The sequence below is a fragment of the Aeromonas sp. s7(2024) genome (assembly GCF_040907825.1).
Classification (GTDB): Bacteria; Pseudomonadota; Gammaproteobacteria; order Enterobacterales; family Aeromonadaceae; genus Aeromonas; species Aeromonas veronii.
The window spans coordinates 191,088-204,971 of record NZ_JBFOCM010000016.1 but is presented as its reverse complement, the minus strand read 5'-3'; the positions used below and the strand labels follow the sequence as shown (position 1 = coordinate 204,971).

Genomic DNA, 13,884 nt, shown 5'->3' with positions numbered 1-13,884 from the left:
GTGACGCAAGAAGAAAAGGGACAAACGGCGGATAAAGATAGGGGCCGTGCTTTCGCAACGGCCCCCACCCCCCACTCTTTGTGGTGCTATCAGATCAGCTTGCGGGCAGCGCCCAGTACGATCTTGATGGCATCAGATTCGGTCTTCGCCATGGTCTCGGCGTTCGGGATTTCCTGCTGGGTACGGTTGACGATAACGCCAGCTACCATACCGGCACGCAGGCCCTGGCTGGTGCACATGGTCAGCAGGGTGGCAGATTCCATCTCATAGTTCAGCACGCCCATGGCTTGCCACTCTTTCATGGAACCCTGGAAACGGCTCACTACTCGGCCGGATACGGTGTCGTAACGCTCCTGACCCGGGTAGAAGGTATCGGAAGAGGCAGTCACACCGATGTGCAGCTTGGAGCCCATCTCTTTGGCAGTGTTGACCAGCGCGGTGGTGCAGTCGAAGTCGGCAACAGCCGGGAACTCCATCGGTGCAAAGTGCAGGCTGGCACCGTCAAGGCGCACGGAACCGGTAGTCACAATCACGTCACCCACGTTCAGGTGCGGCTGGATGGCGCCGGTGGTGCCGATACGCAGGAAGGTATTGATACCCAGCTGGGCCAGCTCTTCTACCGCGATGGAGGTGGACGGGCCACCGATACCGGTAGAGCAGATGATCACGGCCTTGCCGTCCATCTCGCCGCGCCAGGTAGTGAATTCACGATGGCTGGCCAGGTGCACCGGGTTATCCAACAGCTCTGCGATGCGCTTGACGCGCTCGGGGTCACCGGGGACGATCGCCAGGGTGGCGCCTTGCAGATCCGCTTTCTTCAAACCCAAGTGAAATACATCAGACATAGTGGACTCCTGGTTGCCCCCTGCCAGCATGGTCAGGGCGCAAGTTAAGATGATTCTTTATGATACTTTCAAGCCTTTACCCCCCTCTTCGGGGAGGCGCCAACTATGGTCGAAAGCGCTTTCCAATTCCTTGAAGCGCCTCACACTTCCACGCATTGACAGTCACAAAGATCGCGCAAAACGTTTGCTAACCCAATGAAATAATTGACAAACGTTTTTCTGAAAAAGGGTCTCGAACAGGGAAAGTCAAGCCCGGTTCAGCGCTTAATTAACGACTCGTGATCGACCCCGTAAAGTTGTAAACAAGATGCTTTTGTATCCCTTTCGAGATGATAGCCTAGCGGCCAACTACCACTTAATGGCTAACTACAGGAAGTCCATCATGGCTACATTCAAGTTCTATATTCCCGCAATCAACCTGATGGGTGCCGGCTGTCTGCAAGAGGCCGCCGCCGATATCAAGGGTTACGGCTATCGCAAGGCACTGATCGTCACCGACAAGATCCTCAACCAGATTGGCGTGGTCGCCAAGCTCACCACCCTGCTGGCTGAACATGGCATTGAAAGCGCTGTTTTCGATGAGACCAAACCCAACCCCACTACCAGCAACGTCGAAGCGGGTCTGGCGATGATCAAGGCCAACGGCTGCGATTGCGTCATCTCGCTGGGTGGCGGCTCGCCCCACGACTGCGCCAAAGGCATCGCGCTGGTCGCCGCCAACGGTGGCAGCATCAAGGATTACGAAGGGGTGGATCGCTCCGCCAAGCCGCAGCTGCCGCTTATCGCCATCAACACCACCGCCGGTACCGCCTCCGAAATGACCCGCTTCTGCATCATCACCGACGAAGCGCGCCACGTGAAAATGGCCATCATCGACAAGCACGTTACCCCGCTGATGTCGGTCAACGACCCCGAGCTGATGCTGGCCAAGCCGGCTGGTCTGACCGCCGCCACCGGCATGGATGCCCTGACCCACGCCATCGAGGCTTATGTCTCCACCATCGCCACCCCGGTGACCGATGCCAGCGCCGTGATGGCCATCGAACTGATTGCCAAGCACCTGCGCACCGCCGTCAACCAGGGCGATGATCTGCACGCCCGCGAGCAGATGGCCTATGCCCAGTTCCTGGCCGGCATGGCCTTCAACAACGCAAGCCTCGGTTACGTACACGCTATGGCGCACCAGCTGGGCGGTTTCTACGACCTGCCCCACGGTGTCTGCAACGCCGTGCTGCTGCCCCACGTTCAGGCCTACAACGCCCAGGTGAGCGCCGCTCGCCTGAAAGAGGTGGCCCGCTACATGGGTGTGGACGTGAGCGCCATGAACGATGAGCAGGGCGCCGCCGCCGCCATTGCCGCCATCAAGCAGCTGGCGCTGGATGTGAAGATCCCGGCCGGTCTGGAGCAGCTCGGCGTCAAGGCCGATGACTTCGATACCCTGGCCAGCAACGCCCTGAAAGATGCCTGCGGCTTCACCAACCCGAAACAGGCGAGCCACGAAGAGATCGTCGCCATCTTCCGCGCAGCCATGTAATCGCTGCCTGATTGCCAGAAAGGGTCGCAGTGCGACCCTTTTTATTGGCTGATGGATCAATGGCTTTTTACTTCCGTGGAGGGAGTCGGTATGATTTGCCGAGCCAAAAAGACTGTATGGATGATCTGAACTCGATATGCGGATGAAACACCTGATTGCCGCGGCTTTGACCGCCCTCACCCTCTCCGGTTGCAGCCTGGTTTATCGCATTGATATTCCCCAGGGCAACTATGTGGAACAAAAACAGGTCGACAAACTGCGCCAGGGGATGACCCGCGAGCAGGTCAGCTATGTGCTGGGGACCCCCATGCTGCGCGACGGCTTTGACCCCAACACCTGGTACTACCTCTATGAATTCCAGCCGGGCCACGGCGACAAGGAGCGCAAAGAGCTCACCGTCACCTTCGCCAATGACAGGCTGACCACAGTGACGGGTGACTTCCCGCTGCCAGCAGCCTTCAATACCCCGCTCTGATATCTCGCAAAACCGGCCTCGCGCCGGTTTTGTTTTATCCAGCCCCCGCGCTATGTATCCTGACCGGCAACACTGAGTCATTCCCCCCCATTGCAGCTGCCTGCAAATTGCCTGATGCTGATGAGCAGCCACCACTCCATTAACACCATCGAATGACACAGGGAGAATCCCCATGAGCCGGATCCTGATTGCCGGAGCCAGCGGCCTGATCGGTCGCGAACTGGTGCAGCAACTGCCTGCCGAACATGAACTGACCCTGCTCTGTCGCAAGCCGGGCAAGAAGGCGCACCACTGGCTGCCGGTCAATTTTGATGATCTGGCCAGCGTCACCCTCTCCCGCCCGGTGGATATCGCCTTCTGTGCCCTCGGCACCACCCGCAAGGAGGCGGGCTCTGCCGAGGCGTTTCGCCGGGTCGATCTCGACTATGTGCTCGCCTTTGCCGAACTGGCCCGCCGCCACGGCTGTCAGCGGCTGATCGTGGTCTCGAGCATAGGAGCTAACGCATCGTCCCCGGCCCTCTATCCACGTACCAAGGGGGAGATGGAGCAGGCCCTGCTGGCCCAATCCTGGCCACGGCTCGCCATCGTGCGGCCCGCCATGCTGCTGGGGGATCGCCAACCGCCGCGCCGCTCGGAGCAGATCTTTCAGGCCATCTATCCGCTGTTTCGACCGCTGCTGGTGGGCAAGCTCGCCCGCTGGCGCGCCATCGAAGCCCAGCAGGTGGCCCGCGCCATGATCGCCCTATCGAAACTGCCCGCCGGGTGCGAAATTGTCGAGAACGAGCAACTGCTGGCCCTCTGAGCCCGGCCTTTTCCGCCGCTTTCGCATACCGTCGTGAAAACAGAAGGGCAAGCCAACCGGCTTGCCCTTTGCTTATCTGTTGGCGAGCATCCTCAACCACCACTGACCACTATTGGCCGCCATCGGCAGTCAGAACAACCGCCCTCAACCGCGAATATGGTCGATAAAGGCGTCGATCTGCTCGCGAGTGCAGGCGGGGTTCATAAAGACGGCCTTCTCCCCTGCGATGTAGGAGTATTTGCCCCGTGCGTCGTAGTCGGAGTGGGCCACCGCCTCCACCCAGTTGGTGAAGAGCCCCACCTTGCCGCGCCCCTTGAACAGGCTGCGGTGGTAGTCGGTGTTGCGCTGCAAACGGGCCTTGTAGGCGGGATCGCTGGAGCGGGCCAGCTCGAAGGCGAACTCAGCCTCCGGATCACTCACCCACTCGGGGTTGTAGATCTTGAAGCCGACGCTCGGCCCCTGATTCTCCTGCGCCACCAGCTTGACGTTGCCGAGCTGGCTCAACCGGAAGCGGAAGTAGTTGGCATTTTGCAGGCAGTGGGCCAGCACGGTGCGATACCCCTCGACCCCCATGTAGTTGAGCGCCGCATAGGCACCGAATAAACCGCTCGCGCCACGAGAACACTCGATGGTGGATTGCAGGTGGGTCTGGCCCTGAATGTCCCGCTCGAAGTAGGAGAAGTTCTCCGGGTCATTCTCCATCGCCTTGAGATCGTCCTGCTCCTTGATCATCACCAGACTGGAGGTGTAGGGCACATAACCCCACTTCTGGAAGTCGACGGTGAAGGAGTCGGCATATTTCAGCTCGGCAAAGCGCGCCACGTTGCGCTCAATCCCCGCCAGGGTGGCGCTGTTGATGGCAAGCGGGTTGGCGGCGAAGTCGTAATCGAGGAAGAAGATCATCGACCAGCCGATGGCCGCGTCGACGTGGATGTGCGGCTTGACCGTCACCTCGAACTGCTCGCAGAGGCGATTGCGCAGCTCGAACACGGGTTTCACCTGATCGACCCCGAAGGTATCGGTGGTGCCCATGGTGAGCATGATGGTGGGCACCACGTGCTTCAGGGCAAAACAGGCGGTCAGGGTGCGCTCGAGGTGGTCGAGATCGATGTCATTGTTCTCGCCGACCTGAATGCGGATGGTCTTGTTTTCGATATCGACCCCGAGCAGGGAGAGGTTGGTGATGTTGGAGTAGTGACCGCCCTGGGAATTGATAATGCGGTAATCCTGATAGTGGCCGAGCCCCTTGTGCTTGGCTTCGGGCAGGCTTTTGCGAATGCCGAGCAGGTAGCCATAGAGGTTACAGAAGGTGCCCCCCTGGGTGAAGATGCCGGTGGCACGGGCCGGGTCATAACCCGCCAGCAGGGCAATCTGGCGCACCACCTTCTTCTCCAGCTCCTCGGCCACCCCGGCATATTCGGAGTAGACCAGATTGGGGTTGGCCAGAATGCCCAGCTGGGCGCCGTAGATGGCGGGATCCGCCGACATGGTGATGACGTTCTCGACGCTGGAGGGGTTCTCCCAATCCTTCGACAGGGCGGCGGCGAACAGCAGCTCGGCCATCGGCTCGCCCGGGGTGCGCATGGTGGCGGGCACCGGCATGGTCTCGCAGAGATCGGCAAGGCGGGCGCGGCCATCTGGCCAGGCGTTCAGACGGGCATCCGGGGCCAGGCCACGGGCCCGAAATTCATTGAGGGTGGCAAATCCGGGTTCGCGAAAAACCGGCCAGAGATCGGGATTGCGCGAGAAAAAGTTGGCTTTTACGGCTGCAAACCGGCTTGAGAACTCGGGGTGGACGGCGTTGACGCTTTCGTCTTTCAGATAAACTAAGTCACTCATTTTTATACCATTAGTACAGCAAATGTGCGGCCGTTATACCCCTGTGCCAGCGGGGCCGACAGCGACAATATCTAATGGCCTACCCTACTTTTTGTCATGTATCAGCCATGACAAGGGCTGGCAAAAAGGCGCCTTTGGGGCGCCTCTTTGCATTTCGTGATCTCGTTCACATGTTGGCTGATATAGTCCTTACTACCAGACGGCCATCAGCCAGCGTCCCCCTCAACGCAGGGAGGCCAACAGCCACTGGGCAAACTCCGCCAGCTCGACCTGTTGCTGCGGGAAGGCCGCCAGCCAGGGCTGCAGGCGCGCGGCAACCGCCTCCGACCGATAGTCGCAACCAACCAGCTCGACCGCCAACACGTCGAACGGAGCTGGCTCCAGGGTATCGCTGAACAGCTGCGCCCGAGTGATAATCCCCTTCTCCACATCAAAGTGCAGCTCCACGCCGCCCCAGCCAAAGCGCTCCTCCAGCAGATGGCTGAACGCCGGGGCATGGCCATAGTTCCACTCCCAGCTGCGCTGGCGGGCGAAGGTCTCGGCAAAGCCCGGTAGATCCGGCATCTGCACCGGGGAGATATGCTCGGGCTCAACTCGCGCACCGTAGTGGTGGAAAAATGCCTCGGCAAGCGCCTCGCTCACCTGCTGATGGTCGATCCCCGGCAGCAGCTCGCACAGGTTCGCCACCCGGCTGCGCACCGAGCTGATCCCCTTGGCGGCCAGCTTCTTGGGGTCGGGATTGAGGTAGTTGGCGAGGCGGCCAAGATCGGCATCCAGCAACAGGGTGCCGTGGTGGAAGCCGCGATCCAGGGTCTCCCTGTAGGCTGACCCCGATACCTTGCGATCCCCGTCCGGGGTGGCCACCAGCAGATCGTTGCGACCGGAAGCAAAGGCCTCTATCCCCAACCGCTTGAGCCCGTCCAGCACGATAGCGGTGGAGATGCTCTTGTCATACTCCGGCTTGCCCGCCATGAAGGTGAAGCAGCTGTTGCCAAGGTCGTGGAACACGGCGCCGCCGCCACTGCTGCGGCGCGCCAGGGTTACCCCATCCTCCTCCATCCGGCGGGTATTGCACTCCTTCCACGGGTTCTGGGCCCGACCGATCACCACGGTATTGGCGTTGCGCCAGAGGAACAGCACCCGCTGGCCGGGGTCCATCTGGCGGAAGATGCACTCCTCGACAGCCAGATTGAACAGGGGATCGTGAGAGTCGGAGAGAAGCAGACGCAAGCGGGACATAACAGGACCTTATCCGGAACAGGGGGCAACATGATAACACTGGCGGGGCCATCACTGACCCGTTTCACCTTAACTGGCGCGCAGCAGCATGGATACATTGGCTTCACACCCGACCGCCCCGTAAAAGTATCTTTTGATATAACGACACAACTTGACGTGAAACCGCTAAAAAAATGCAGTCAAGCCACAATGGCAACGATAAAAACGGGAAAAAATGGCTAGAATGCGGCCACTTTAATTGGCCATATGGCTCTCTTCTTCGTCACATAACTCGCCAAAAAACAGTATGTGTATATCAAGTGTGATGAATGACACAAAAATGACTTTTAATGTCCCGGACACCCCATTGCAAACGACTTCACCCCTCTTGCAGGTTACAACGAATTGCTTGAATCTAGTTTAGACACCGCCTCCCGAGAGAACGCTGTATGACGGAGAACGCCGACCCCCGCCAGCGCCCCAGCTGGTTCCTGCCGATGCTGGTCAGTATGGTCATTGCCACCCTGACCTCTCCCCCCTTGCGGGCCGAGGAGCAGGTCATCGTGCAACTGCCCTGGCAACATCAATTCCAGTTTGCCGGTTACTATGCGGCCATCGCCAAGGGCTTCTATCAGGATGCCGGTCTACGGGTCACCCTGCGCGAGGCGAACGACCGAACCGATGTGGTCAGCGAGGTGATCTCGGGAAAGGCCCATTTTGGCATCAGCGGCAGTGACCTGCTGCTGGACCGGGCAGCCGGCCGCCCAGTGGTGGTGCTCGCCGCCCTGCTGCAACACTCGCCACTGGTGCTGCTGACGCTGGAACGGCCCGATATCCGCAACCCGGCGGATCTGGCCAACAAGCGGCTGATGCTGGAGCCGGGCTCCAACGAGCTGCTGACCTATCTGACCCGGCATAACGAGCGCCGTGACTGGGTCACCGTTCCCTATGAGAGAGGACTGCAGGCACTGCTGGCGGGCGAGGTGGATGCCATCAGCGCCTACAGCTCCACCGAACCCTTCTATCTGCAGCAAAAAGGGGTCCCCTATCGGGTCTTCAGACCGCGTACCGTCGGCTTCGATTTCTACGGTGACAACCTGTTTACCTCCGAGCGGGAGCTGATCACCCGACAGGATCGGGTCTACGCCTTCCAGCAGGCTAGCCTCAAGGGGTGGCGCTATGCGATGGACAACCCAGAAGAGATGATCAACCTGATCATGGAGCAGTACCCGAGCGGTGCGGGTCGTGACCAGCTGGCGTTCGAGGCCCGCGAAACCAGAGCACTGATGCAGCCGGATCTTGTCGAACCGGGTTACATGCAGCAGGAGCGCTGGCTGCAGATCGCCAAAACCTATCTGGAGGCGGGCATGCTCCAGGTACTGCCCAACCTAGACCACTTTATCTACGACCCGGCGCAAGAGCGGCTGCGCCAGCAGCGCAAGTTGCTCGACAAGAGCGTGGCGGTGGCCATGCTCGTCACCTTTACCCTGATGACCCTGCTCGGCATCTTCTTGCACCTCTATCTGCGGCTGCGTCAGGAGGCGCGGGATCGCCAGCGGCTGACCCGTGAGCTGGCCCAGAGCGAACAGCACTACCGCTTCGTGGCGGAGAACAGCGCCGATGTGATCTGGACCATGGATGCCAGCAGCTTGCGCTTTCGCTATGTCAGTCCGGCCATCGCCGCCCTGAGCGGCTACGAGGCTCCCGAGCTGTTCGCCATGCCACTCAAGCAACTGCTGCCGGATGCCTCGCGGCAACTGCTGCGCGAGGAGATCTCCGCCACCCTCACCGCCTGGCAACGGGGGGAACACGACCAGACTCGCCGGGTCATCCGCACCCAGTTGCGTCACAAGCATGGCCATCTGGTGGCGACCGAGACCATCACCACGCTCCATGGCAGTGGCACGGCCCAACCCGAGGCGATCCTGGGCGTCACAAGGGATATCACCGAGCGGGCGGCGCGGGAGGCCATGATGCACCGCCTCGCCTTCTACGACCCCCTCACCGGCCTGCCCAATCGCCGCCTGCTGCAACAACGGCTCAAGGAGCTGCTGGAGCAGGAGGCGCCCCGTCCGCTGGCGCTGATGTTTATCGATCTCGATCACTTCAAGCCGATCAACGACACCTTCGGCCACGAGACCGGGGATATCCTGCTCAATCTGGTGGCCGAACGAATGCGTCACTGTGTGCGGGAGCAGGATTTGGTGGCGCGGCTGGGGGGCGACGAGTTCGTCATCTTGCTGCCCGATACCGGCGATGAAGTGCTGGCGGTGGCCGATAAGCTGCACCGCCAGTTGCGCGATCCGTTCCAGCTGGAGGGGCAGGAGCTGCTTATCTCCAGCAGTATCGGGCTGGCGCTCTATCCGGAGCACGGAGAGGATGCCAAGACCCTGATGCACCAGGCAGATCAGGCGATGTATCAGGCGAAGCATCGCGGCCGTGGCCGGGTCTGCCTCTTTAGCGCAGGGCTTGATCCGGAGCAGGGTGCCCTGCTGTGGCAGCCCGGCCACGAGTGCGGTCACCCGCGCATCGATGCCGAACATCGCCAGCTGTTCGTGCTGACCAACCGGCTGCTGGAGCGGGTCAAGGATCAACACGAACACCCGGCCCCGTTTCTGGAGAGTCTGGAAAGCCTGTTCGACATGGCCCGTCACCACTTCGCCTTTGAAGAGCAGATGCTGGCGGAGAGCGACTATCGGGAGCTGGCCAGCCACCGCCAGGATCACCAGCGCCTGCTCAACAAGGCAGGTCAGCTGCTGCACGCCGCCAAAGCGGGGAAGCTGGGCAACGACGAGCTGCTCAACTTCATCATTCAGGAGCTGGTGGTCGGCCACATGAGTCAGGCGGATCGCCGCTACTTCCCCCTGTTCAGATCTGAGCGCAACCAGCCGGTCGCAGAAGGGATCGCCTAGTCACCCCGCAGGGCAACCACGGGGTCGAGACGCACTGCCCGCAGCGCGGGGGCGACCCCGGCCAGCAGGCCGACCAGCGCGCTGCAACCGAGCGCCAGCAGCAGATAGAGAGGATGGAGGGTGAGCGGCAACCCGGCCACCAGCAGGGTGAGCAGCAGCTTGAGCCCCCCGAGCAGGGCCAGTCCCATGGCCCCACCCAGCAGCGCCAGCACCACGGCTTCGAGCAGGAACAGCAATAGAATGCGGCGCCGCGGGCAACCCAGCGCCATCAGCAAGCCCACTTCGGGGATCCGCTCCTGCTGGGCGATGCTCATGATGCTTAAGATGCCGACCGCCCCAATCAGCAGCGAGATGATGCCGAGCCCACCGACCGCCAGTTTGATGATGGAGAGGATCTTGTCGAGGCTGGTCAGCATGTCCTGCTGGGAGGTGAGGGTAAAATCCTCGGCGCCGTGGCGGGCGATCAGCACCCGCCGGATCTGGGCCGAGATGTCGGCCTCCCTCTGCCCGGCGCGATAGATAACGTCGATCTCCTGCAACCCCTCCTTGTTGAACAGCGCCTGGGCATGGGCGGCGGGCAGATAGATCATGTCGTCCAGATCAAAGCCGAGAAATTGCCCCTTGGGGGCCAGCACCCCGGCCACCCGAAAACGGCGATCACCGGCGCGCAGCAAGTTCCCCGGCGCATCGCCACCGGGAAACAGCTCCGCCGCCACCTTTGAACCCAGCACCGCATAGGCGCGGGGCATGGCGCTGTCATCTGCGGGCAGAAAACGCCCCTGCACCAAGGTGAGGCGCCAGCCGGAGAGCGCCGCCGGGCCGGTGCCCAGAATGGCGGTGCTGCGGGTCAGCCCGCGGCTGCGCACCTCCCCCTGCCCCTGCACCACCGGCAGTGCCGCCTCGATACCTGGCAATCTGGCGAGGGCATCGGCATCCTCCAGCAGCAGGGGACGGCTGCTGGAGAGAATACCGGGCGGGCCGCCTGCGGTTTCGGTCTTGCCCGGCGTCACGGCGATCAAGCGGGTGCCAAATTGGGAGAAGCTGTCGAGCAGATAGAGCCTGAGCCCCTCGCCGATGCCGGTGAGCAGGGTCACCGAGGCGATCCCGATGGCGATACCCAGCGCCGACAGCAGGCTGCGACTGCGCCCCGCCAGCAAGGCGCGCCAGAGCCAGAACAGCAGATCAGCGGCGCGCATCAGCCCCCACTCCATTGCCCGCTGCGCAGGCTACTGACCGGATCTTGCCGTGCCGCCCGGGAAGCGGGCAGCCAGCTAAAAAACAGCCCGGTCAGCAGGGCCGCCGGTATGGTGCAGAGGGTCGCAAGCAAAGGGACCGCCGCCGGAAAACTGGGCCAAATCACTCCGGCGAGGGCCACCAGGGCATAGCCCAGGGCTGTGCCAAACAGCGCGCCACCGCCGCTCAGCAGCAGCGCCTCCCATAAAAACAGCTGGCGGATCTGGCGACTGTCGGCCCCCAGCGCCTTGAGCAGACCGATCTCGCCGGTGCGCTGGCGGGTGCTGATCAGCGCCAGATTCATCATCATGATGCCGGAGACCAGCAGGCTGATGGCGCCGATACCGGCAACCGCCAGGGTGAGAGTCGAGAGAATGGTGGAGAAGGTGGCCAGCATGGCGTCACGGCGCACCACGGTCACATCGAGCACCCCGTGGCGCGCCTGCATCAGCTGCTCCAGTCGCTTGACCAGCGGCGGCACGGCCTGCCCCGCCAGCGGCTGGATCAGCAGCCGAAACAGCCCCTCGGTATTGAACAGCCGCATGGCGCTGCCGACCGGGATCAGCGCGGCTTCCGCCATATCCATCCCCAGATTGCTGCTCTGGCTGGTGAAGACCCCCACCACCCGAAAACGGCGATTGTCAAAACGCAGCCACTGGCCGACCGGGTCGGCCTGACCGAACAGCTCCCGGGCCACCTTGGCCCCGAGCAGGACGGCCGGTCTATCCTCTGCGGCATCCCCCGGCAACCAGCGGCCGGAGAGCAGCTCCAGCCCGTGGGTATCGCGCAGCCCGTTGCTGCTGCCAAGCAGCATGGTCTGGCGCAGCCGCGCCCCCTGTTTGGCCTCGGCAAAGCCCATCACCAGCGGTACCAGCCGCACGTTTGGCTGGTGCTGGCCAAGATAGTGCATGTCATCGAGAGTGATCTGCCGCAGGCTGTTGCCGGTGACCGGCGGCAGCCCGCCGGTGGTCTCCTTGCGGCCCGGGAACATCACCAGCAGATCCTTGCCAAGGGAGCTGAACTGGTCGGCCACATAGCGCCTCGCCCCTTCCCCCAGCGCGGTGAGCAGCAGCACCGAAGTGACGCTCAGACTCACCGCCAGGATCAGCACCAGTGCCCGTGAGCGCTGGCGCAGCAGGGCCACGGCGGCAAAGCGGATCACATCGGGCCGCCGCATTCAGCCTCCGTCACTATGAGTGCTATCAATGCTATCGGTGCTGATACGGCCATCGTTCATCAGTATCCGCCTGCCCGCTCGTTCCCCGAGGCGCGGATCGTGGGTCACCACCACCAGCGTGATCCCTTGCTCCCGGTTGAGCCCCTCCAGCAGGGTAATCACCTCCTCCCCGGAGCGGGAGTCGAGATTGCCGGTGGGCTCGTCAGCCAGGATCAGCCGCGGCGCCATTGCCATGGCACGGGCGATGGCTACCCGCTGACGCTGACCGCCGGAGAGTTCGGCAGGGCGGTGTCCGGCCCGGTTCTCCAGCCCCAACTCCCCCAGCAACTGCTGGCTGCGGCGATGGCGCTCGGCGGGAGCAATCCCGCACAGCATCAGCGGCAGCTCGACGTTTTCACGGGCGGTGAGGCGGGAGATCAAGTGAAACGACTGGAACACGAAACCGATACGATGGCCGCGCAGCTGGGCCAGCGCCGGCTCTGACAGGGTGGCGGTATCCTCCCCTCCCAGCCAGTAGCGCCCCTCGTCGGGCCGATCCAGCAACCCCAGCACATTGAGCAGGGTCGACTTGCCGGATCCCGAGGGGCCCATCACCGCCAGATACTCCCCCTCGGCAACCCGCAGAGAGACGCGATCGAGGGCAGCCACCTCGCTGCCACCCAGAGTAAAGCGACGACTGACGGCATCGAGGCGAATGAGATTACTCATCCGGCTGCTCCGTGGCGGCGCTGAAAGGGCCCTCCCCGACAATCTGTCCGGGCTGGGCCGCCAGCCGATCACCGGCGGCGAGCCCCTCGGCCACCTCAATCCAGTTCCAGTTCTCCACGCCCCAGCGGGGCACCACCCGCACCAGCTTATCCCCTTCCAGCCGCAGCACGCTGCCATCGTCGGCCCGGCTGCTGGCCGCCACCCGTAGCACATTGGTGGCACGGGTCACCTCGACTTCAAGGTCGGCGCTGTAGCCAATAAGCAGGGGGACATCGGTGGGCAGGGCAGTGAGTGCAGCCTCCACCTCGACGGTACGAGCCTGCTTCTCCAGCTCCTTCACATAGGGGGCGATGCGGGTGACGGTGGCGGCGAAATCGCGTCCGGGCATGGCGTCGAGCAGTACCCGGGCAGACTGCCCCACCTTGAGGCGGGCGGCATCCACCTCATCGATGGGGGCTGAGACATACAGACAGTTATCGTCGATAAGATCGATAACCGGGGGCATGGCCACTCCGGGCGGTGAGGGGGTCATGTATTCGCCCAGCTTGCTGTTGACCTCCGCCACCACCCCGGCAAACGGTGCCTGCAGGCGGCGCTCGCTCAAGCGAGCCTCCACCTGGGCAACCTGCGCCTCGTCGACCCGCTCCTGCTGACGGGATGCGCGGCAGATATAGCGGCGGGTATCGGCCAGATTCTGGGCCTGCTCGGCAAGCGTGCGGGAGGTGAGGTTTTTGGCCAGCAAGGTGGCCAGTCGGTTGGCCTCCCGCTCGTAGTAGGCCGCCTCGCTGCAACGCTCCTCGCGCTGGGTCTTGCCAAGGGCCTGCTGGGCACGGGCACGGGCAAGATCGGCGCGGATATCGTCACTCCAGAGGGTCAGCAGCAGATCCCCCCGGGCTACCCTGTCCCCGGCCTTGACGGCGATCCGCTCCACCACGCCGCCACCGGGCAGACTGAGCCCGGCCCGCTGACACGACTTGATGGTGCCGGCCCGGGTATTGACCACGGTGACCAGCACATCCCCACGCCCGACCTCAGCCAGCCTGATCGGCGTCGGCTGTGGCCGCCACCACCATGCCACAGCAGCCAGCGCTACTACGGCGCCACTTCCCCACCACAGCCAACCTCTCTTCATCGCGCATCC

Annotated in this window: 11 protein-coding genes; 4 read left to right on the top strand and 7 right to left on the bottom strand. The window is 62.7% G+C overall.

The genetic code is table 11. The annotated features are described in order from the left end of the window. Positions 1-89: 89 nt before the first annotated feature. Positions 90-845, bottom strand: coding sequence for a uridine phosphorylase (udp, locus tag AB5Y73_RS05965; protein WP_042657049.1), 756 nt, complete (start codon positions 843-845; stop codon positions 90-92). 382 nt (positions 846-1,227) lie between these two features. Here udp and yiaY point away from each other — a divergent pair, with 382 nt between their 5' ends. The 3 genes from yiaY to AB5Y73_RS05950 all read left to right on the top strand — a co-directional run bounded on the left by yiaY (position 1,228) and on the right by AB5Y73_RS05950 (position 3,656). Further along, on the top strand, positions 1,228-2,379 hold the full coding sequence (gene yiaY, locus AB5Y73_RS05960; RefSeq protein WP_107684161.1) for an L-threonine dehydrogenase: 1,152 nt from the start codon (positions 1,228-1,230) through the stop codon (positions 2,377-2,379). A 136-nt stretch (positions 2,380-2,515) separates the two neighbouring features. Continuing rightward, on the top strand, positions 2,516-2,854 hold the full coding sequence (bamE, locus tag AB5Y73_RS05955) for an outer membrane protein assembly factor BamE (RefSeq protein WP_005337980.1): 339 nt from the start codon (positions 2,516-2,518) through the stop codon (positions 2,852-2,854). Positions 2,855-3,026: 172 nt separating this feature from the next. Next, complete coding sequence (locus tag AB5Y73_RS05950; protein WP_368147370.1) at positions 3,027-3,656, top strand: NAD(P)H-binding protein; 630 nt, start codon at positions 3,027-3,029, stop codon at positions 3,654-3,656. Between the two features lie 144 nt (positions 3,657-3,800). On the opposite strand, the gene AB5Y73_RS05945 is transcribed toward AB5Y73_RS05950, so the two are convergent. Next, positions 3,801-5,495 (bottom strand): pyridoxal-dependent decarboxylase, encoded by a 1,695-nt coding sequence (locus tag AB5Y73_RS05945; protein WP_107684163.1) that lies wholly within the window; start codon positions 5,493-5,495, stop codon positions 3,801-3,803. A gap of 222 nt (positions 5,496-5,717) precedes the next feature. Continuing rightward, positions 5,718-6,734 carry a lipoate--protein ligase A gene (locus AB5Y73_RS05940; RefSeq protein WP_181497472.1) on the bottom strand — a complete coding sequence of 339 codons (1,017 nt, stop codon included), beginning with the start codon at positions 6,732-6,734 and terminating at the stop codon, positions 5,718-5,720. A gap of 428 nt (positions 6,735-7,162) precedes the next feature. Here AB5Y73_RS05940 and AB5Y73_RS05935 point away from each other — a divergent pair, with 428 nt between their 5' ends. Further along, entirely contained in the window at positions 7,163-9,625 is a 2,463-nt protein-coding gene (locus tag AB5Y73_RS05935) for a diguanylate cyclase (RefSeq protein WP_181497473.1), read from the top strand. On the opposite strand, the gene AB5Y73_RS05930 is transcribed toward AB5Y73_RS05935, so the two are convergent. The 4 genes from AB5Y73_RS05930 to AB5Y73_RS05915 are packed head-to-tail and all read right to left on the bottom strand — an operon-like array spanning position 9,622 to position 13,875. Continuing rightward, positions 9,622-10,821, bottom strand: a complete 1,200-nt coding sequence (locus AB5Y73_RS05930) for an ABC transporter permease (protein WP_107684166.1) — start codon at positions 10,819-10,821, stop codon at positions 9,622-9,624. The two genes, AB5Y73_RS05935 and AB5Y73_RS05930, sit on opposite strands and share 4 nt — an antisense overlap. Then, positions 10,821-12,035, bottom strand: coding sequence for an ABC transporter permease (locus tag AB5Y73_RS05925; RefSeq protein WP_181497474.1), 1,215 nt, complete (start codon positions 12,033-12,035; stop codon positions 10,821-10,823). Before AB5Y73_RS05925 ends, AB5Y73_RS05930 begins: the two co-directional genes overlap by 1 nt. Then, complete coding sequence (locus AB5Y73_RS05920; protein WP_107684168.1) at positions 12,036-12,743, bottom strand: ABC transporter ATP-binding protein; 708 nt, start codon at positions 12,741-12,743, stop codon at positions 12,036-12,038. Further along, entirely contained in the window at positions 12,736-13,875 is a 1,140-nt protein-coding gene (locus AB5Y73_RS05915; protein ID WP_107684169.1) for an efflux RND transporter periplasmic adaptor subunit, read from the bottom strand. The genes AB5Y73_RS05920 and AB5Y73_RS05915 overlap by 8 nt, the downstream gene beginning before the upstream one ends. Positions 13,876-13,884 lie beyond the last annotated feature (9 nt).

Bases quoted from the DNA above. Each gene is read 5' to 3' on its own strand.
- udp (WP_042657049.1), bottom strand. From the start codon at position 845: ATGTCTGATGTATTTCACTTGGGTTTGAAGAAAGCGGATCTGCAAGGC.
- yiaY (WP_107684161.1), top strand. From the start codon at position 1,228: ATGGCTACATTCAAGTTCTATATTCCCGCAATCAACCTGATGGGTGCC.
- bamE (WP_005337980.1), top strand. From the start codon at position 2,516: ATGCGGATGAAACACCTGATTGCCGCGGCTTTGACCGCCCTCACCCTC.
- AB5Y73_RS05950 (WP_368147370.1), top strand. From the start codon at position 3,027: ATGAGCCGGATCCTGATTGCCGGAGCCAGCGGCCTGATCGGTCGCGAA.
- AB5Y73_RS05945 (WP_107684163.1), bottom strand. From the start codon at position 5,495: ATGAGTGACTTAGTTTATCTGAAAGACGAAAGCGTCAACGCCGTCCAC.
- AB5Y73_RS05940 (WP_181497472.1), bottom strand. From the start codon at position 6,734: ATGTCCCGCTTGCGTCTGCTTCTCTCCGACTCTCACGATCCCCTGTTC.
- AB5Y73_RS05935 (WP_181497473.1), top strand. From the start codon at position 7,163: ATGACGGAGAACGCCGACCCCCGCCAGCGCCCCAGCTGGTTCCTGCCG.
- AB5Y73_RS05930 (WP_107684166.1), bottom strand. From the start codon at position 10,821: ATGCGCGCCGCTGATCTGCTGTTCTGGCTCTGGCGCGCCTTGCTGGCG.
- AB5Y73_RS05925 (WP_181497474.1), bottom strand. From the start codon at position 12,035: ATGCGGCGGCCCGATGTGATCCGCTTTGCCGCCGTGGCCCTGCTGCGC.
- AB5Y73_RS05920 (WP_107684168.1), bottom strand. From the start codon at position 12,743: ATGAGTAATCTCATTCGCCTCGATGCCGTCAGTCGTCGCTTTACTCTG.
- AB5Y73_RS05915 (WP_107684169.1), bottom strand. From the start codon at position 13,875: ATGAAGAGAGGTTGGCTGTGGTGGGGAAGTGGCGCCGTAGTAGCGCTG.